Origin of the sequence: Streptomyces sp. NBC_00454 (assembly GCF_041434015.1) — a bacterium.
Classification (GTDB): domain Bacteria; phylum Actinomycetota; class Actinomycetes; order Streptomycetales; family Streptomycetaceae; genus Streptomyces.
This window is the reverse complement of the sequence record NZ_CP107907.1, coordinates 6,115,337-6,133,296: the sequence shown is the minus strand read 5'-3', so window position 1 is coordinate 6,133,296 and position 17,960 is coordinate 6,115,337. Positions and strand designations below refer to the sequence as shown.

Here is a 17,960-nt window from a genome sequence, read left to right as displayed (position 1 = left end):
GGAGGGGAACAGGCCGGTCCCGCCCCCGCCGGGCGGCGGGACCGGCCTGCGTCTGGGTCAGCTGCGCAGCGGGCCCTCGCAGCTGTAACTCGAGGTACCCGCCACGTGGTTGGGCCAGACCTCCAGCGGGCCGAAGGAACAGTTCATGTCGGCCAGGTTGTTCGAGGCCGCGCCCGCCCGGTCGAGGATGAAGTAGTCGACCGTCTCGGACATGTCCTTGAAGTTCTGGTCGTCACTGCCCCAGTTCGACAGGTTCGCGGTGATCTTGCCGGTACAGGTGAACCGCCGCTTGCCCGCGTCCCCGTTCTCCACGCAGTCCGGGTTGCTGTAAGTGGCCGAGTAGAAGGAGGACTTCACGCCCGCCAGCGCCGCGTCGCGCAGCTGCGCGTTCGGGGTGAAGGAGGTGTTCGGCACGTACAGCTGGTCCACCTTGGCGATCTGGGTGTCCAGGAAGCGGTTGTAGTCGCGCTGCAGGGACGCGTCCGCGCCCATCCGGCTGCGCCAGGCGTCGAAGCCCGCCGGGTCGTCGGCGCGCAGGCGGCCGTACATCTCGCGCAGGAGCGTGGGGTGTTCGGTCCACAGGAACTCGAAGAAGGTGCCCGCGTAGTTGTAGAAACGGAAGCCGTCGTTGGCGTAGGTGGCGTGCAGCAGCTGGTCCACCGTCATGCGCGGGCCGCCGCCGGCCGTGTCGCTGATGATGCCCCTGACCAGGGACTTGCGTACGGCGATGCCGTTGTCGCGGGTCGCTCCGTCGAAGAACTCGGCGGTGCCCTCGTCCATGGCGGTGGTCCGGTCGCCCTGGTACCAGGCGCCCTGGCCGAAGAAGCCGGGCACGGCGAAGCGGCCGTTGAGGTAGTGCGTGTACTCGTGGCGGAAGAGCTCCTCGAGGGTGAGGGAGGAGTCCTGCGGGACGCGGCGCTGGTAGGTGTAGAAGGTCGCGCCGTTCTCGATGTAGATGCCGCCGTTGTTGGTGCCGTAGCCCGTCAGGATCGGGTGGTAGTTCACGTAGTCCGCGCGGGAGGCGTACAGCACGATGTTCAGCGTGGTGTTGGGGTCGCCCGCGATCGGCTGGTCGGTGCCCAGGACCCGGTGGAACTGCGTCTTGACCTGCTTGCTCGCGTAGTAGAGCTGGTCGACGGTGGCCCGGTCGAGGGCGGTGCGGACCTTGATGCCGCCATTGTCGTAGGTGTAGGTGTTCGGGAAGAGCTGCTTCTCTATGTCCTCCTTGCACACCCCGTACTGCTTGCACTCCTGGTAGAAGTTGAGCCAGGAGACGATCTTCGCCCACTGCTCGCTGCCGTCGCCGAAGGCGGACTTGACCGGGCCGAGCAGCGCGCCGAGGTCGGCGACGACCCCGCTCCTGAGGCTGTCGATCTGGCCGAAGCGGCCGTACTCGCCCAGCGCGTCGCGCGCCACCCAGGCGTTGCCGGTGCCCTTGAGGTGGGTGTAGGCGGCGAAGTTCTTGAAGGTCGCGCGGTACGGGGCGTCGGCGGCCACCGCGGCCTGGAACGCGGCGTCGTTGTTGCCGGGGTACACGCCGAGGTAGTTGACGGAGAGGGCTGCCAGCGCCGCGCCGGCCCAGTTGGCGTCCAGGTTCGTCGCGGTGTGCGAGGCGTCCATGGTGGCCAGGACCTGCTTGATCAGGCCGAGCTGGTACTGGCGCAGGCCCGGGGCGCTGGCCGCGTAGAGGGCCTCGCGCAGGGTCCGGGCGTTGGAGGCGGTGGTGTCGAAGGTGTGGGCGGCGGCGCCGAAGTCGGCGACGGCGCGGCGCATGGCGTCGACAGTGGGGGCGTCGGTGATGTCGATCTCGGTGCGCGAGTAGTCGTGGTAGGCCACGGCGTGCAGGTAGTTGAACATCTCCTCCAGGTGCGAGGAGTTACGTCCGTCGTGCGCGGCGGACAGGGCGGATATCCGCCGGGAGACGGCCTGGACGTGGGCGTCGGACATGACGGGGGCCAGGCGCGCGTCCCAGGTCCAGATGAGGCCGCGCAGGCAGACGTCGGCGGTGACGGCCTGGTCGGCGAGGAAGTCGGCGAACTGCTCGGGGGTGAGGTTCGTGATCCCGTCGAGGGTGCAGGGGACGCCCGAGGCGTCGCTCTGGGCGGCGGCGGCGAGCTTGCCGCTCTTGGCGGCGGGCGCGGTGGCGGCGGTGGCCTTGGTGGCGGCGCCGGGGACCCGGCCGTCGGCGACGGCCTGGCCGCCGGGGGCCGGGGCGGGGGCCGGAACGTTCTCCTGCTGCTGGGCGAGGTGGTCGACCTCGTCGAACGGGTTCGCCCCGGGGGCGCCCGCGGTGAAGGTGCCGGGCGTCGATGTGCCGGCCACCCGGGCGGGGGTGCCGGTCTCGGCGGCCTGGGTCACGGCCTGGCCCGCGGTGGCGAGGAGGGTGACCGCGACGGCGGCGGAGAGGAGGGACGTACGCACGACTCTGTGCTGGGACACCGAGAACTCCTGAGGGGAGGTGGGGGAAATGGTGCGCGAACTGCCGATATGCGAACTGCGGTGCCTGAACTGCCCGGCGTCACGCGGCGTTTGACGGGGATTAACGTGCCGCGGTGTGAGCTGTAACATAGTAATGTGAAATTGCACTGACAAGACCTGTGCGCCCACCAGTTCGCATCTTCTTGAGGGAGCCCCCGTGACCGACACCCCCTCCCGCCCCACCGCCGGGCTCAACATCGGCAGCCACGACCTGCCGGTATCACCGGAGTTGTCCCGGTTCATGGCCTCGGACTGGGCGGCCTCACCGCTTCCCGCCGCCGACCGGACCCCCGGCCACGCCGTCACCCCGGCCCGCCGCGACCGGCTCTCCGCCCGGTTCCCCGGCGAGCGGCTGATCATCCCGGCCGGTGAACTGAAGGTCCGCACCAACGACTGCGACCACCGCTTCCGCCCGCACAGCGCGTACGCCTGGCTGACCGGGCTCACCGGCGAGGACCAGGCCGGCCACGTCCTGGTCCTGGAGCCCGCCGGCCCGCACGCGCACGAGGCCGTCCTCTACCTGCGCCCCCGCTCCCCGCGCGTGGACGGCAACGAGGAGTTCTACCGCGACCGCCGCTACGGCGAGTTCTGGGTCGGCCGCCGCCCCGACCTCGCCGAGGCCGAGCGGCTCTCCGGGATCCGCTGCGCCCACCTGGACACCCTCGGCAGCCCGGCGGGCCGCAACGCGGCCACCGACTCCGCACTCGCCGCCGCGCTCTCCGAACTGCGCCTGGTCAAGGACGAGTGGGAGGTGGCCCAGCTCCAGCTGGCCGTCGACCACACCACCGCCGGTTTCGAGGACGTCGTACGGGACCTCCCGCGCGCGCTGGCCCACCCGCGCGGGGAGCGCTGGATCGAGGGGGTCTTCAACCGCCGCGCCCGCGCCGAGGGCAACGGCACCGGCTACGAGACGATCGCCGCGTCGGGCGCGCACGCGTGCGTCCTGCACTGGATCCGCAACGACGGCCGGCTGAACGGGAACGAACTCCTGCTGCTGGACGCGGGCGTGGAGACCGACACCCTCTACACGGCGGACATCACCCGCACCCTCCCCCTGTCGGGACGGTTCTCCCCCGTCCAGCGACAGGTGTACGAGCTGGTCCTGGCCGCCCAGGACGCGGGCATGGCGGCGCTGCGGCCGGGCGCGAGCTTCCGCGACTTCCACCGGGCCGGAATGCGGGTGATCGCCGAGGGGCTCGCGGAGTGGGGCGTGCTCAAGCACGCCGAGGGCGATCTGCACCGTCGGTACACCCTGTGCAGCAGCGGGCACATGCTGGGGCTGGACGTGCACGACTGCGCGAAGGCGCGGGCCGACACCTACCTGGACGGGGTCCTGGAGGAGGGCCAGGTCCTCACCGTCGAGCCGGGGCTCTACCTCCAGCCCGACGACGAGACCCTCCCGCCGGAGCTGCGCGGCATCGGCGTCCGCATCGAGGACGACCTGGTGATCACGGCCGAGGGCGCCCGCCTGATGTCGGGCGCCCTGCCCCGCACGGTGGCGGGGATCGAGGAGTGGATGGGGAACCTGCTGGAGGGCTAGCCCCTTGAGCGGGCCGGCTCCTTGAGCGGGCCGGCTCCTTCAGTGGGCCGGCTCCTTCAGCCGCGGGCGTAGGAGCCGATGCCGACCAGGCAGTACACGTACTGGTTGAGGGTGGCTCCGTTGACGGTGTAGCGGTAGGAGAAGGCGTACTCGGTCTTCGGGTTGTCGTTGCAGCGGTTCAGGTCCGAGGTCAGCGGGATGCTCTCGATCACCCGGTAGTGCGCGTCGGAGGCCGAGCAGGAGACCTCTTCCACATCCGTGACCTTCTGCGCGGTCGTCGAGTCCGGCAGCGACCCGTTGAGGCAGGTGCCCCGGTCGAACGGGGTCGGGGCCGCCTCGGAGGGCACGGGTGCGGGGGCGGGCACGGCGCCGCCGGCCGGGGTCGTCCGTACCGCGGTCGGGGTCGGGTTCGGGGTCGTGACCGGGTCGGGCGACCAGACGCTGAGGGAGGGCGCGGGCTCCGGCGCCGCCTCGGGACCGTCCTCGTGGTTCAGGCCGCTCAGCACGGCCGCGCCCACGACGAGGGCGGCGAGGACTCCGAGCGCCACCAGGCATCCACGCGCACCCGAGGCGCTTCCGGCGGCGGCAGGCTGCCCCGGCACCGGGGGCTGGGCCTGCCCCTGGGGCCGGGCGTCGGAAAGCGCCGGCCCCGGAGGCGAGATCCAGGGCGAGGCCGGGTGCCGGGGAGCGGACGCGGACGGGGACGGCGATGGGGGCGGTGGCGGGGGCGGTGGGGGCGACGGCACCGGTCCCGGGGCGGCCGCACCTGCGGCCGGGCCCACACTGATCCGGGCCAGCACCTCGGAACCGCCGACGCGGACCCGGACGAGATCCCCGTCCTTGCAGGGCGGGATCCTGAGCCGGGCCGGGCCGGTCGACAGGGTCACTGGAACGATCACGCCGTGGGCAGCTTGCTGCGGAGTGATCGTTAAGGGGATCTCTTGGATCTCTTGGGACGACACCGACTGCTCCCCGAGGTGACGGTCGCACGGACGTTCGCTGCGTGCACAGCACACGGGATTCTGCCCGGCATCCGCACCAGGACGCAGCCGTTCCGCGAGATCACCCCCGGACCACCGACGGGTCGCGCGCTGCGGCCCGGTCAGCGGTTCCAGCCGCCGTCGTGCCCGTGGTCTCCGTTCCAGCCGCCGTCGTTGTTCCAACTGTCGTTGTTCCAGCCGCCGTCGTGGTCATGGTTGTTCCAGTCGCCGTCATGGCGGCCGTCGTTCCAGTGGTCGTTGCTCCAATTGCTGTTGTCCCAGTTGCTGTTCCAGCTGTCGTTGTTCCAGTTGCTGTTGTCCCAGCACCAGCTGGGCCGGTCGCTTCCACGTGAGGGGTCGCAGCAGTCGCGCCACCAGCCGTCACCGCGCCAGTCGGAACACCGATACGTCTGCGGCAGAGCCGAGGTGGAAGTAGAGGTAGCGGCAAAGGCGCTTCCCAGGGGCATCAGACCGAGTGTGATCCCGGCCGCTCCTGCCACGGCTGCCGCAATGAACCCACGGCGCATGTTCATGCACCTCCGCTATCGAAGGGGCGAATTGCCCCGAAACAAGGCATTTCCACCCTCCACCCTCCCCCGCCCACTGTCAAAGGCACCCGCTCCCACCAGCACAAACGGCCTAGGTCGTCTCTTTCGGATCTTGTCGGACCCGGCAAGATCCGAAAGAGACGGCCTAGGGCAGGACCGCGAGCCCGTCCATCTCGACCAGCGCGGCCTCGTCCCACAGCCTGACCACGCCCACGACCGCCATCGCCGGGTACTCGCGCCCCGCCAACCGGCGCCAGATCCGCCCGAGTTCGGCCGCCGAGGCCCGGTAGTCGGCCACGTCGACCGCGTAGACGGTGACCCGCGCCAGATCGGCCGGCGCGCCGCCCGCCGCCGCGAGCGCCGCGAGCAGGTTCGTCAGCGCCCGCTCGAACTGCTCCGGCAGGCTCTCCCCCACCACCTTGCCCGCGCCGTCCAGCGCCGTCTGTCCGGCCAGGAACACCAGTCGGCTCCCGGTGGCCACCACCGCGTGCGAGAACCCCGTCGCCGGGGACAGCTCCCGCGGGTTGATCCGCTCCGGACTCATGCCCCCGCCTCCTTCGCCGCCCGGGAGCGGTCCCCGGAGCGGTCCCGGGAATGGTCCCGGTAGAGCTCCTTCGCGATGATCGTGCGCTGCACCTCGCTCGCCCCCTCGTAGATCCGCGGCGCCCGTACCTCCCGGTAGAGGTGTTCCAGCAGGTGCCCGCGCTGGAGGGCCACGGCTCCGTGCAGCTGCACCGCGTGGTCGACCACGTACTGGGCAGTCTCCGTGGCCAGCAGCTTCGCCATCGCCGCCCGCCTGGGCACCTCGGGCGAGCCGCTGTCGTAGGCGCCCGCGGCCGCGTAGACCAGGAGCCTCGCAGCCTCGGTGCGGGTGGCCATCTCGGCCACCCGGTGCGCCACGGCCTGCAGGTCCCCCAGGACGCCCCCGAAGGCGGTACGGGCCGCCGTGTGCGCCACCGTCGCGTCCAGGGCGGCCTTCGCCATCCCGACGGCGAAGGCGCCCACGCTGGGGCGGAAGAGGTTCAGGGTGTCCATGGCCACCCTGAAGCCGCGGCCGGGCTCCCCCAGCAGGTCGTCCGGGCCGACCGGGACCCCCTCGAAGGACAGCGCGCCGATCGGGTGCGGGGAGAGCATGTCGAGGGCTTCGCCCGAGAGCCCCGGCCGGTCGGCCGGGACCAGGAAGGCGCTGATCCCCTTGGCCCCGGGGCCCTCGCCGGTCCGGGCGAAGACCGTGTAGAAATCAGCCTCGGGTGCGTTGGAGATCCAGCGCTTGAGCCCGTGCAGCCGCCAGCCCGCCGCCCCGTCCCGTACCTCCCGTACGGCTTCGAGCTCCAGCGCCGCCGCGTCCGAGCCGGCCCCGGGCTCGCTCAGCGCGAAGGCCGCCACCGTCCGGCCGGCCCGCACCCCCGGCAGCCAGCGCTCCCGCTGCGCCGCGGTGCCCGAGCGCAGCACCGGGTGGGCGCCCAGCCCCTGGAGGGCGAGCGCCGTCTCGGCCTCCGTGCAGCCGTAGGCGAGGGATTCGCGCAGCAGGCACAGTTCCAGGGCGCCGGAGGTGAAGAGCCGCTCCAGCAGTCCCGCCTCGCCCAGCGCGGCCAGCAGCGGCCGGTTGACCCGGCCCGGCTCCCCCTTCTCGGCCAGCGGCCGGAGCGACCCGGCCGCCAGGTCGCGCAGCCGCGCGCACCACTCCTCCTGGTCCGCCCCGAGCGCGAAGCCGGCCGATCCGGTGGACCCGGTGGACCTCAACCCGGCCGCCCCTCCCGCCCCTTCCGCCACTTCCGCCCCTGTGGACCCGGCCGATCCGGCGAATCCCGAGATTCCCGTCATCCGAATGCCCCAGCCCCTATCGCGTCCCATTGACTGCCGTCACCATCACGATACGCTCGTGCTGCGACCGTACGGCAGCCCCACAGCCCCACCTTCTCGGCAACTCAAGGTCCATCGGTTCCATTCACTGGGGGCCGGGTCCCCATCCGGGGCCCGCACCGTCACAAGGGGGCGAACCCGCCTTGGAGCTCAAGCCTTCCGCTCACCGTGACACCTTCGCCCGCGACCATCTGCCACCCGCGCACGCCTGGCCGCGGCTCCTCTTCGAACTCCCCGGGCTGGCCTATCCCGACCGGCTCAACTGCGGGGTGGAGCTGCTCGACGCCACCATCGCCCGGCTCGGCCCGGACCGCCCCGCCTTCCGCGGCGCGGACGGCACGGTGTGGACGTACGGGGAGCTGAGCGCCCGCGTCGACCGGCTCGCGCACGTCCTGCGCGCCGACCTCGGCGTGGTCCCCGGCAACCGGGTGCTGCTGCGCGGTCCCACCGGCCCCTGGCTCGCCGCCTGCTGGCTGGCGGTGATGAAGGCCGGTGCGGTGGCCGTCACCGTCCTGGCCCAGCAGCGGGCGCAGGAGCTGGCCACGGTGTGCGCGATGGCCCGGGTGAGCCACGCCCTGTGCCATGCGGAGGTGGTCGACGACCTGGTCAGGGCCCAGGTACCGGGCCTGCGCATCACCGCGTACGGCGGGGATGCCCCCGACGACCTGCTGCACCTCGCGCAGGGCCATCCGGAGCCCTTCCCGGCGGTGGAGACCTCCGCCGACGACGTGGCGCTGATCGCCTTCACCTCGGGGACCACCGGGCGCCCCAAGGGCTGCATGCACTTCCACCGCGACCTCCTCGCGGTGGCCGACACCTTCTCCCGGGAGGTGCTGCGCCCCCGCCCCGACGACGTCTTCGCGGGCAGCCCGCCGCTCGGTTTCACCTTCGGCCTCGGCGGGCTGGTCGTCTTCCCGCTGCGGGCCGGCGCCTCGGCGCTGCTGATGGCGGACGCCGCCCCGCGCAGGCTGCTGCCCGCGCTGGCCGAGCACCGGGTGTCGGTGCTGTTCACCGCGCCCACCGCGTACCGGTCGATGCTGGACACGCTGGGCCCGTACGACACGGGCGCCTACGACCTCTCCGCGCTGCGCCGCTGCGTCTCGGCGGGCGAGAACCTGCCGGCCGCCACCTGGCAGGCCTGGTACGAGCGCACGGGTCTGCGGATCATCAACGGGATCGGGGCCACCGAGCTGCTGCACATCTTCATCTCGGCGGCCGACGAGGACATCCGGCCCGGTACGACCGGCCGCGTGGTGCCCGGCTGGCAGGCCCGGGTGGTGGACGAGGCGGGGCGGCCGGTCGCGGACGAGGAACCGGGGCTGCTGGCCGTCCGGGGGCCGGTGGGCTGCCGCTATCTCGCGGACCCGCGGCAGGGCGAGTACGTGCGCGACGGCTGGAACGTCACGGGCGACACCTATATCCGCGACGCGGAGGGCTACTTCCGCTACGTCGCCCGGGCCGACGACATGATCGTCTCGGCGGGGTACAACATCGCGGGCCCGGAGGTCGAGGAGGCCCTGCTGCGCCACCCCGACGTGCTGGAGGTGGCGGTGGTCGGCCGTCCCGACGAGCGGCGCGGGCAGGTCGTGGTGGCGTACACGGTCCTGCGGGAGGGCGTGGTCCTCACCGAGGACGCCCTGCGCACCTTCATGCGGGCCGAGCTCGCCCCGCACAAGTGCCCGCGCGCCTTCGTCTTCATGCCCGCGCTGCCCCGCACGGCGACGGGCAAGCTGCAGAGGTTCCGGCTGCGCGACCGCGATCTCGATCTACAGTGATCTCGTGGTCGAGCAGCACACCCCGCGATCTCTGATCGTCACGTTCTACGGCGCCTACGGGCGGGCCTTCCCGGGCCCGGTCCCGGTATCCGCGCTGGTCCGCCTGCTGGGCGCGGCCGGAGTGGACGCCCCGTCCGTCCGCTCGTCGGTGTCCCGGCTGAAGCGGCGCGGCTTCCTGCTGCCCGCGCGGGCCGGGGACGGCGCCGCGGGCTACGAGCTCTCCGAGGAGGCACGCCAGCTCCTGGAGGACGGTGACGGGCGGATCTACGGGGCCCCGCGCCGGTCCCAGGAGTGGCTGCTGGCCGTGTTCTCCGTCCCGGAGCAGGAGCGCGCCAAGCGCCACCTGCTGCGCTCCCGGCTGGCCCGGCTCGGCTTCGGCGCGGTGGCACCGGGCGTCTGGATCGCCCCGGCCCATCTGCACGGGGAGACCCGGCGCACCCTGGACCGGCTGCACCTGACGCCGTACGTGGAGCTGTTCCGCGGCGCCCACCTCGGCTTCGCCCCGACCTCGGAGGCCGTCGCCCGCTGGTGGGATCTGGCGGCGCTGGCCAAGCAGCACGAGGAGTTCCTGGACCTGCACGAGCCGGCCCTGCGCGCCCTCCAGCAGGGCCCGCCCCCGACCGCGGAGGCCGCCTACCGCGGCTACCTCCTCGCCCTGGACACCTGGCGCCGCCTCCCGTACGCCGACCCGGGCCTGCCCCGCGACCTCCTCCCGGCGGACTGGCCGGGCGACCGCGCGGCGGCGGTCTTCACCGAACTCCACGCCCGGCTGCGGGACATCGGCGCGGGGTTCGTGGAGCCGTAGGGGGTGTCCGCCCCGGCATCCCCCGGAGCGCCGGAAAACCGGCTGCGGGTCCGTCCCGGGGCACGCCACGATGGGGCATGACATGGACCTTCAGCTCTGATCTGGCGGCCTATCTGACCGCCGCGCGTCCCGCCGTGGCCGCGCAGCCCGTGGTCAACACGCAGTTGCTCACCGTCATGGCCTCGCTGGAGCGGCTCGGGCCCGGCGCGTTCGGCTCCGGCGAACCCCTCTTCGGCTGGTGGACCGGGCCCGACGGCCGGGTCGAGGGGGCCGCGATCCGTACCCCGCCGTACCCGCTGCTGATCGGTGCGCTGCCGCCGGAAGCCGTCCGGGCGCTGGGGGCCGCGCTCGCCCGGGAGCCGCGGCTCACGGGGATCGGCGCCCTCAACGCCCGCCGCGGCGACGCGGAGGTCCTCGCGGCGGCCTGGGGCCGGCCGACGGAGGTCACCGAGGAGCTGCGGCTCTACCGGCTCGCAGGACTCCTGGCCCCGGACCCCGTCCCGCAGGGCCGCAGCCGCCGGGCCACCGGGGCCGATCTGCCGCTGCTGCGGGAGTGGTTCGCCGCCTTCCACCGGGAGGCCGGAATCCCCGCCGCCGTCCCCGACGGGCTCCTGCTCGACCGGATCTCCTACGGGGGCACGCTGCTCTGGGAGGACGGCGGCGGGCCCGTCTCGATGGCCGGCTTCCACCGCCCGCAGTCCCGCGCCTCCCGCGTGGGCCCGGTCTACACCCCGCCCGCCCACCGCGGCCGCGGCTACGGCGCCGCGATCACGCACGCGGTGAGCGAAGCGGCGTACGCGGCCGGGGCCGAGGAGGTGCTGCTCTTCACAGACCTCGCCAACCCGACCAGCAACGCCCTCTACCTGCGCCTGGGCTACACCCCGGTCGAGGACCGCGCCGAGCTCGTCCTCGCCTGAGACCCCTTGCCTGAGCCCCCCTCAGCCGCGCCCGGTCGGCGGTGGGCGGCTGCCCGCCAGGTAGGGGGAGGGCCAGGGCGCGGCCGGGCCGGTGTAGGACTGTTCGGCGGCCGCGTGCAGGGTCCAGTGGGGGTCGTAGAGGTGGGGGCGGCCCAGCGCGCAGAGGTCGGCGCGCCCGGCCAGGAGCAGGGAGTTGACGTCGTCCCAGGAGGAGATCGCACCGACGGCGATGACCGGGACGCCCAGGGCGTTGCGGATCCGGTCGGCGTACGGGGTCTGGTACGAGCGCCCGTACTCCGGGGTCTCCTCCGCCACCACCTGGCCCGTGGAGACGTCGATGGCGTCGGCCCCGTGGGCGGCGAAGGCCTCGGCGATGGCCACGGCCTCTTCCGGCGAGGTTCCGCCGGGCGCCCAGTCGGTGGCCGAGAGCCGGACCGTCATCGGCCGGTCCGCGGGCCAGACGGCGCGGACCGCGTCGAAGACCTCCAGCGGGAAGCGGAGCCGGTTCTCCAGCCGGCCGCCGTAGGCGTCGGTGCGGTGGTTGGTGAGCGGGGAGAGGAATCCGGAGAGCAGGTAGCCGTGGGCGCAGTGCAGTTCCAGCAGGTCGAAGCCGCTTCCCGCGGCCCGGACCGCGGCGGCCGCGAAGTCGGAGCGGACGGCGGCGAGCTCGCCGGTGGTCAGGGCGCGCGGGACGGCCGAGACCCCGGGCCGGTACGGCAGCGCGGAGGCGGCCACCAGCGGCCAGTTGCCCTCGGGCAGCGGGGAGTCCATGCCCTCCCACATCAGCCGGGTCGACCCCTTGCGGCCGGAGTGCCCGAGCTGGACCCCGAGCGCGGTTCCGGGCGCCGAGGTGTGCACGAAGTCGGCGATCCGCGCCCAGGCGGCCGCCTGCTCCCGCGTGTACAGGCCGGTGCAGCCGGGCGTGATGCGGCCCTCGGCGCTGACGCAGACCATCTCCGTCATCACCAGGGCGGCCCCGCCGAGCGCCCGCGCGCCGAGGTGCACCAGGTGGAAGTCCCCCGGCACGCCTTCTTCGGCGGCTGCCGAGTACATGTCCATCGGGGACACCACGACCCGGTTGCGCAGGGTCAGTCCTCGCAGGGTGAACGGCGTGAACATCGGAGGAGTTCCCGGGTCCGTGCCGGGGCAGCCGAACTCCCTTTCCACCGCACGGGTGAAGCGGGAGTCGCGCAGGGCCAGGTTCCCGTGGGTGACCCTTCGGCTGCGCGTGAGGAGGTTGAAGGCGAACTGCCGGGCGGGCTGGCCGACGTATCCGGAGACCTCCTCGAACCACCGCATGCTGGCGGCCGCCGCCCGCTGGGTGGAGGCCACCGCCGGCCGCCGCGCGGCCTCGTACGCGGCCAGGGCGTCGGGGATGGAGCCGTCACCGCGGGCGCCCACCGCACGCGCCAGCGCGAGCGCGTCCTCCACCGCCAGTTTCGTGCCGGAGCCGATCGAGAAGTGCGCCGTGTGCGCCGCGTCACCGAGCAGGACGACATTGCCGTGCGACCAGCGCTCGTTGACGACGGTACGGAACCGCGTCCACGCGGAGCGGTTCCCGCGCAGCGGCCGCCCGCCCAGCGCCTCGCTGAAGATCTTGGCGCAGCGCGCCGCCGACTCCTCCTCGTCGCACAGGTCGAATCCGGCCGCCTGCCAGACCTCCTCGCGCATCTCCACGATCACGGTGGAGGAGTCCCCCGAGTAGGGGTAGGCGTGCAGCTGCATCACCCCGTGCTCGGTCTCCGCGATCTCGAAGCGGAAGGACTCGAAGGCGAAGTCGGCGGCCAGCCAGACGTACCGGCAGCGCCCGCCCGTCACCGTGGGCCCGAAGTGCTCGGCCCCGCTCTCCCGGATCCCGCTGTTCACCCCGTCCGCCGCGACCACCAGGTCGTACGAGGCGCAGAGCGTGCCCGGATCGGGCGCCGGGGCGCGGAAGCGGAGCCGGACCCCGAGGCCCGCGCACCGCTCGTGCAGGATCTCCAGCAGCCGGCGGCGCCCCAGCGCGGCGAAGCCGTGGCCCCCGGAGGTCAGCAGCCGGCCCCGGTGCACGATGTCCACGTCGTCCCAGCGCACGAACTCCGCGCACAAGGCCGCGTAGACGACCGCGTCGGCCTCTTCGATGCCGCCGAGGGTCTCGTCGGAGAGCACCACCCCGAAGCCGAAGGTGTCGTCGGGGGCGCCCCGCTCCCAGACCTCCACCGCGTGGCCCTGGCGGGCCAGCAGCGCGGCGGCGTACAGCCCGCCTGGTCCGCCGCCCACGACGGCGATCCGCAGCCGGTCGTGGGTCAGGTCCCGGGTCGGGCCGCCGGTCACGTCTGCGGTCGCGTCTGCGGCGGACACGGGATCACCTGCCCTTCCACTGGGGCGGCCGCTTCCCGGTGAAGGCCGCGTGGAACTCCCGGTAGTCCTCGCCGTTCATCAGCAGCGCCTGCGTGTTCGCGTCCAGCTCCACCGACGCGGCGAGCGGCATGTCCAGCTCCGCGGTGAGCAGCGCCTTGGTCTGCGCGTAGGCGAGGGCGGGACCCGCGGCGAGGTGAGCGGCGAGCTCGGCGGCCCGTACGGAGGCCTTGCCCTCCTCGGTGACCTCGCTCAGCAGCCCGATGCGCTCGGCCTCGGGGGCCCTGACCTGCTCCCCCAGCATCAGCAGCCGGGTGGCGTGCCCGAGACCGACGACCCGGGGCAGCAGGTAGGCGGCGCCCATGTCGCCGCCGGAGAGGCCGACCCGGGTGAAGAGGAAGGCGAAGCGGGCGGTGGGGTCGGCGATCCGGAAGTCCGCGGCGAGCGCGATGACGGCTCCGGCCCCGGCGGCGATCCCGTGCACGGCGGCGATCACCGGGAAGGGGCATTCGCGCAGGGCGCGCACCACCTGGCCGGTCATCCGGTTGAAGTCGAGGAGCTGGGCGGTGTCCATCGCGAGGGTGGCGCCGATGATCTCGTCCACGTCGCCGCCGGAGCAGAAGCCGCGCCCTTCGCCGCCGAGCACGAGGGCGCGTACGGAACGCTCCCGGGACAGTTCGGCGAGCAGATCGCGCAGGTCGGCGTAGGCGCCGAAGGTGAGCGCGTTCAGCTTTTCGGGGCGGTCGAGGGTGACGGTGGCGACGCCGTCCTGCCGGTCCACCCGCAGGTGGCGCCACCGTTCGGTCGCTGGTGCGGAACCAAGGAAGGGGCTCACCTTCCCGAAGGTATCACCGGACCGTGACCGCCGTCACAGAAACGCGACACCTCTGCATCCGACAGCTCTGCGTCCACAGATCCCGGGGTTCCCAAGTCGCGGAAACGGGCCACACGCGCCGAAGGTCCTGAACACCTGGTGGCCCTGGTCCCTTGCGCTCACGTCGGGGTGCCCTACGAAGAGACATTTCCACTTCGTATCGTTGAAAGCAGGATTTCCCACCGCATCACCCGCTACGAACCCCGCGCGCCCCCCGACCCCACGGAACGGACGGTCCTGCCTTGCCCGACGCCTCCGACACCGACATCCCCCATCCCCGCGACGCACACGCCTGGCGGATCGCCCTGCCGCACTCGGCCGCGGCCGTGCCGATCGCCCGCGCCCTGGTCCGTACCGCCCTCGCCGACATCGAAGCGCCCGCCGACAGCGACACCGCCGAGCTGCTCACCGCCGAGCTGGTCGCCAACGCCGTCGAGCACACCCCCGGGACCGCCCCGATCGAGCTCGTCGTGGAGCTGCTGGCGAACGGCTGCCAGGTCGAGGTCCACGACGGGGATCCGCACGCCCCCGCCGATCTCACCGCGGCCCGCCCGGACGACGCCCACCCCGACCCCTGGCAGGAGCACGGCCGCGGCCTGCTGCTGATCCGGACCCTGAGCTCGGCCTGCGGCCACCGCCGCACCCCGCACGGCAAGGCCGTCTGGTTCACCCTGCCGGCCCGGCCCCCCGTCTAGAGCGACGGACGGCCCGACCGGCAGCCCGAGCGGCAGCCCGACCGGCTCCGCCGGCGGCGCATGACTATGCGCCGGGCTTCGCGAGCATCGCGACGAGGACGGCCTTGATCGTGTGCAGCCGGTTCTCGGCCTCGTCGAAGACCACCGAGTGCGCGGACTCGAACACCTCGTCCGTCACCTCCAGCGACTCCAGCCCGTGCCGCTCGTGGATCTCCCGGGCCACCTTGGTGCCGAGGTCGTGGAAGGCCGGCAGGCAGTGCATGAACTTCACGTCCGGATTCCCGGTGGCGCGCAGCATGTCCATGGTGACGGCGTACGGGGCCAGGGCCTCGATCCGCTCGTCCCAGACCTCCTTGGGCTCGCCCATGGAGACCCAGATGTCGGTCAGGACGAAGTCCGCCTGGCCCACCCCCTCCGCCACGTCCTCGGTGAGCGTGATCCGGGCGCCGCTCCCGGCGGCGAGCTCGCGGGCCGCCGCGACGACCGACTCGGCCGGCCAGTAGTGCCTCGGCCCGACGATCCGTACGTCCATGCCCAACAGCGCGCCCGTGACCAGGTAGGAGTTGCCCATGTTGAAGCGGGCGTCGCCGAGGTAGGCGAAGGCGATCCGCTCCAGCGGCTTGGCGCAGTGCTCGGTCATCGTGAGCACGTCGGCCAGCATCTGGGTGGGGTGCCAGTCGTCGGTGAGCCCGTTGAAGACGGGCACGCCGGCGTGGGCCGCGAGCTCCTCGACGGTGTCCTGCGCGTCGCCCCGGTACTCGATGCCGTCGAACATCCGGCCCAGGACGCGTGCGGTGTCCCTGACCGATTCCTTGTGACCCATCTGGGAACCGGAGGGGTCGAGGTACGTGGTGTGGGCACCCTGGTCGGCCGCGGCGACCTCGAAGGCGCAGCGTGTGCGCGTCGAGGTCTTCTCGAAGATCAGGGCGATGTTCTTGCCCTGGAGGCGACGCTGCTCGGTCCCGGCCTTCTTGGCCGCCTTGAGTTCGGCGGCGAGCTCGATCAGGCCGCGGAACTCGGCGGCGGTGAAATCGAGCTCCTTGAGGAAACTGCGGCCGACGAGGTCGGTGGCCATGGGGACTCCAGAGTCACGGTGACAGGGGAACCCTGGAAGTCTATACGAGGCTCTGCATTGATATACATACAGATCCGTGTGGTGTCCGCCTCCGGCTCGGGTTCAGGCCCGGGTTCCGGCGGGTGGCGGTCGGGTTCCGGCTCGGGTTCCCGCTAGACCGCGTCCCGCTCCACCGGGCAGCTCATGCAGCGCGGTCCGCCCCGCCCCCGCCCCAGCTCGCTGCCCGGGATCTCGATGACCTCGATGCCCTCCTTGCGCAGGTAGGTGTTGGTCGTGACGTTGCGCTCGTACGCGACGACCACGCCCGGCTCCACCGCCAGCACGTTGCAGCCGTCGTCCCACTGCTCGCGCTCCGCCGCGTGCACGTCCTGGGTGGCCGTGAGCACCCGGATCGAGTCCAGCCCGAGGGCGGCGGCGATGGCCCGGTGCATGTGCTCCGGCTGATGGTCGGTCACCTTCAGCTCGCTCGCGCCGTCGCCCGGCTCGATCGTGTAGGAGCGCAGCATGCCCAGGCCCGCGTACTGGGTGAACGTATCTCCGTCCACCATCGTCATCACCGTGTCCAGGTGCATGAACGCCCGCCGCTTCGGCATGTCGAGCGCCACGATCGAGGTGGCCGAGCCCGCGGCGAACAGCCCGCGCGCCAGCATCTCCACCGCCTGCGGGGTGGTCCGCTCGCTCATCCCGATCAGCACGGCCCCGTTGCCGATGACCAGCACGTCACCGCCCTCGATGGTGGAGGGGTAGTCGGCCTGCCCCTGCGACCAGTAGTGGAAGGCGCCGGAGGTGGTGAAGAGCGGGTGGTGCTTGTAGATCGCCTCGAAGTGCACGGTCTCGCGCTGCCGGGCCGGCCAGCGCATCGCGTTGATGGAGACCCCGTCGTAGATCCAGGCGGAGGTGTCCCGGGTGAACAGGTGGTTGGGCAGCGGACCCAGCAGGAAGCCGTCGAGGTCCAGGGCGTGGAAGCGGACCGACACCGGCTCCGCGTGCCGCTCCAGGAACTCCCGCTTGGTCATCCCGCCGACCAGCGCCTCGGCCAGGTCCGCCGAGGGCAGTGAGTCGAAGACCGAGCGCAGGTGGTCGGTGGCGAGCGGCCCGTACTCCTTCTCGTCGAAGACCCGGTCCAGGACGAGGTGTCTGGCCTCGGGAATGTCCAGGGCCTCGGTGAGCAGGTCGCCGAAGAGGTGGACCGCCACGCCCCGGTCGCGCAGTACGTCGGCGAAACCGTCGTGCTCCTGGCGGGCCCGGCGCACCCACAGCACGTCGTCGAAGAGCAGGGCGTCCTTGTTGCTCGGTGTGAGCCTTTTCAGCTCCAGGTCGGGCCGGTGGAGGATGACGCGGCGAAGCCGCCCGGTCTCGGAATCGACATGGAATCCCATGCCGTACACGTTCGCAGACCGGGCGGCTTTTTGACGTGGCGTCGGCCCAGGGCGTCTCCAGCAGGTCCGTCCCGCCGGATCCGACGGCGGGCGGGGGCCCGCCGGTTCAGCGCAGGCCGAGCAGGGCCTCCGGGGTGCCGGTGAGGTCCGGGGCGATGACACCCAGCGCGGGGGCGGTCACGTTCGGCAGCCCGAAGTTGGACGCGTCGGGCATGGTCAGCGGGGAGCCGACGAGCAGTCCCGGGGTCCGGGTGCGCATGGTGGTCGCGGGTGCGTCGAGCGAGCCCTCGCCGTCCGTCTCGGGCTTGCCGGCCAGGTTCGGCACCGGGGAGGTGAGGAGGGTGTTCCCGAGCTCGGTGCCGATCGGCACCGCCGGCAGCAGCGGGGTCGGCAGCATGTCGCCCTTGTGGAACCGGGGCGCCTCGGGCGCTCCGACCACCGGCACCGGCACTCCGGTGGCCAGGTGCGGGACGTCCACGCCGAGCGTGGTCCGCACCGCGTCCAGGGGGACTCCCACCGGCACCGCGTCGGCCATGGCCGGGGTGGCCGCGCCTGCCGCGGCCATACAGGTCATGAGTGCCGCAATGCTTCCGCGCGCGGTCATCTTCATAGGTGACGTTCCGTCCTTCCAGAGGTCGCGGACATTCCGCTGCCCTGGATGAACGATCCCGCCGGTGGGTTTCCCGGAGTTCTC

General features: G+C 72.7%; 15 protein-coding genes. 5 read left to right on the top strand and 10 right to left on the bottom strand.

Annotated features, from left to right (window positions below; translation table 11 throughout):
- Positions 1 to 57 precede the first annotated feature (57 nt).
- On the bottom strand, positions 58 to 2,439 hold the full coding sequence (locus OHU74_RS28190) for a collagenase (protein WP_371618457.1): 2,382 nt from the start codon (positions 2,437 to 2,439) through the stop codon (positions 58 to 60).
- A 196-nt stretch (positions 2,440 to 2,635) separates the two neighbouring features.
- Here OHU74_RS28190 and OHU74_RS28185 point away from each other — a divergent pair, with 196 nt between their 5' ends.
- Positions 2,636 to 4,018 carry an aminopeptidase P family protein gene (locus tag OHU74_RS28185; RefSeq protein WP_371618456.1) on the top strand — a complete coding sequence of 461 codons (1,383 nt, stop codon included), beginning with the start codon at positions 2,636 to 2,638 and terminating at the stop codon, positions 4,016 to 4,018.
- A 56-nt stretch (positions 4,019 to 4,074) separates the two neighbouring features.
- Here OHU74_RS28185 and OHU74_RS28180 read toward each other — a convergent pair whose 3' ends face one another.
- From OHU74_RS28180 to OHU74_RS28165, 4 genes are all read right to left on the bottom strand, one after another.
- Positions 4,075 to 4,566 carry a hypothetical protein gene (locus OHU74_RS28180; RefSeq protein WP_371618455.1) on the bottom strand — a complete coding sequence of 164 codons (492 nt, stop codon included), beginning with the start codon at positions 4,564 to 4,566 and terminating at the stop codon, positions 4,075 to 4,077.
- 554 nt (positions 4,567 to 5,120) lie between these two features.
- Entirely contained in the window at positions 5,121 to 5,465 is a 345-nt protein-coding gene (locus OHU74_RS28175) for a hypothetical protein (RefSeq protein ID WP_371618454.1), read from the bottom strand.
- 226 nt (positions 5,466 to 5,691) lie between these two features.
- Positions 5,692 to 6,090 (bottom strand): RidA family protein, encoded by a 399-nt coding sequence (locus OHU74_RS28170; RefSeq protein WP_371618453.1) that lies wholly within the window; start codon positions 6,088 to 6,090, stop codon positions 5,692 to 5,694.
- Complete coding sequence (locus OHU74_RS28165; protein ID WP_371618452.1) at positions 6,087 to 7,289, bottom strand: acyl-CoA dehydrogenase family protein; 1,203 nt, start codon at positions 7,287 to 7,289, stop codon at positions 6,087 to 6,089. The genes OHU74_RS28170 and OHU74_RS28165 overlap by 4 nt, the downstream gene beginning before the upstream one ends.
- A gap of 263 nt (positions 7,290 to 7,552) precedes the next feature.
- Here OHU74_RS28165 and OHU74_RS28160 point away from each other — a divergent pair, with 263 nt between their 5' ends.
- The 3 genes from OHU74_RS28160 to OHU74_RS28150 all read left to right on the top strand — a co-directional run bounded on the left by OHU74_RS28160 (position 7,553) and on the right by OHU74_RS28150 (position 10,906).
- Complete coding sequence (locus OHU74_RS28160) at positions 7,553 to 9,184, top strand: AMP-binding protein (RefSeq protein WP_371618451.1); 1,632 nt, start codon at positions 7,553 to 7,555, stop codon at positions 9,182 to 9,184.
- A gap of 4 nt (positions 9,185 to 9,188) precedes the next feature.
- Positions 9,189 to 9,989 (top strand): PaaX family transcriptional regulator C-terminal domain-containing protein, encoded by an 801-nt coding sequence (locus OHU74_RS28155; RefSeq protein ID WP_371618450.1) that lies wholly within the window; start codon positions 9,189 to 9,191, stop codon positions 9,987 to 9,989.
- A gap of 77 nt (positions 9,990 to 10,066) precedes the next feature.
- On the top strand, positions 10,067 to 10,906 hold the full coding sequence (locus OHU74_RS28150) for a GNAT family N-acetyltransferase (RefSeq protein WP_371618449.1): 840 nt from the start codon (positions 10,067 to 10,069) through the stop codon (positions 10,904 to 10,906).
- Between the two features lie 21 nt (positions 10,907 to 10,927).
- Here OHU74_RS28150 and OHU74_RS28145 read toward each other — a convergent pair whose 3' ends face one another.
- Together OHU74_RS28145 and OHU74_RS28140 are read right to left on the bottom strand one after the other, a co-directional pair.
- Entirely contained in the window at positions 10,928 to 13,219 is a 2,292-nt protein-coding gene (locus OHU74_RS28145; RefSeq protein WP_371619831.1) for a bifunctional salicylyl-CoA 5-hydroxylase/oxidoreductase, read from the bottom strand.
- 31 nt (positions 13,220 to 13,250) lie between these two features.
- Positions 13,251 to 14,078, bottom strand: coding sequence for an enoyl-CoA hydratase family protein (locus OHU74_RS28140; protein ID WP_330299112.1), 828 nt, complete (start codon positions 14,076 to 14,078; stop codon positions 13,251 to 13,253).
- A gap of 281 nt (positions 14,079 to 14,359) precedes the next feature.
- On the opposite strand from OHU74_RS28140, the gene OHU74_RS28135 reads away from it, so the two are divergent.
- The gene (locus OHU74_RS28135) at positions 14,360 to 14,812 is read left to right on the top strand and encodes an ATP-binding protein (protein WP_371618448.1); all 453 of its coding nucleotides are present in this window, start codon (positions 14,360 to 14,362) and stop codon (positions 14,810 to 14,812) included.
- 64 nt (positions 14,813 to 14,876) lie between these two features.
- Here the strand turns inward: OHU74_RS28135 and argF are convergent, their stop codons facing one another.
- The 3 genes from argF to OHU74_RS28120 all read right to left on the bottom strand — a co-directional run bounded on the left by argF (position 14,877) and on the right by OHU74_RS28120 (position 17,840).
- Positions 14,877 to 15,887, bottom strand: a complete 1,011-nt coding sequence (gene argF, locus OHU74_RS28130) for an ornithine carbamoyltransferase (protein ID WP_371618447.1) — start codon at positions 15,885 to 15,887, stop codon at positions 14,877 to 14,879.
- 152 nt (positions 15,888 to 16,039) lie between these two features.
- Positions 16,040 to 17,266, bottom strand: a complete 1,227-nt coding sequence (locus OHU74_RS28125) for an arginine deiminase (RefSeq protein ID WP_371618446.1) — start codon at positions 17,264 to 17,266, stop codon at positions 16,040 to 16,042.
- Between the two features lie 106 nt (positions 17,267 to 17,372).
- Positions 17,373 to 17,840 (bottom strand): hypothetical protein, encoded by a 468-nt coding sequence (locus OHU74_RS28120; protein ID WP_371618445.1) that lies wholly within the window; start codon positions 17,838 to 17,840, stop codon positions 17,373 to 17,375.
- Positions 17,841 to 17,960 lie beyond the last annotated feature (120 nt).

What these genes read in the sequence shown, in the direction of transcription:
- OHU74_RS28175 (WP_371618454.1), bottom strand. Translation starts at nt 5,465, where the DNA reads ATGCCCCTGGGAAGCGCCTTTGCCGCTACCTCTACTTCCACCTCGGCT.
- OHU74_RS28170 (WP_371618453.1), bottom strand. Translation starts at nt 6,090, where the DNA reads ATGAGTCCGGAGCGGATCAACCCGCGGGAGCTGTCCCCGGCGACGGGG.
- OHU74_RS28150 (WP_371618449.1), top strand. Translation starts at nt 10,067, where the DNA reads ATGACATGGACCTTCAGCTCTGATCTGGCGGCCTATCTGACCGCCGCG.
- argF (WP_371618447.1), bottom strand. Translation starts at nt 15,887, where the DNA reads ATGGCCACCGACCTCGTCGGCCGCAGTTTCCTCAAGGAGCTCGATTTC.
- OHU74_RS28125 (WP_371618446.1), bottom strand. Translation starts at nt 17,266, where the DNA reads ATGGGATTCCATGTCGATTCCGAGACCGGGCGGCTTCGCCGCGTCATC.
- OHU74_RS28120 (WP_371618445.1), bottom strand. Translation starts at nt 17,840, where the DNA reads ATGACCTGTATGGCCGCGGCAGGCGCGGCCACCCCGGCCATGGCCGAC.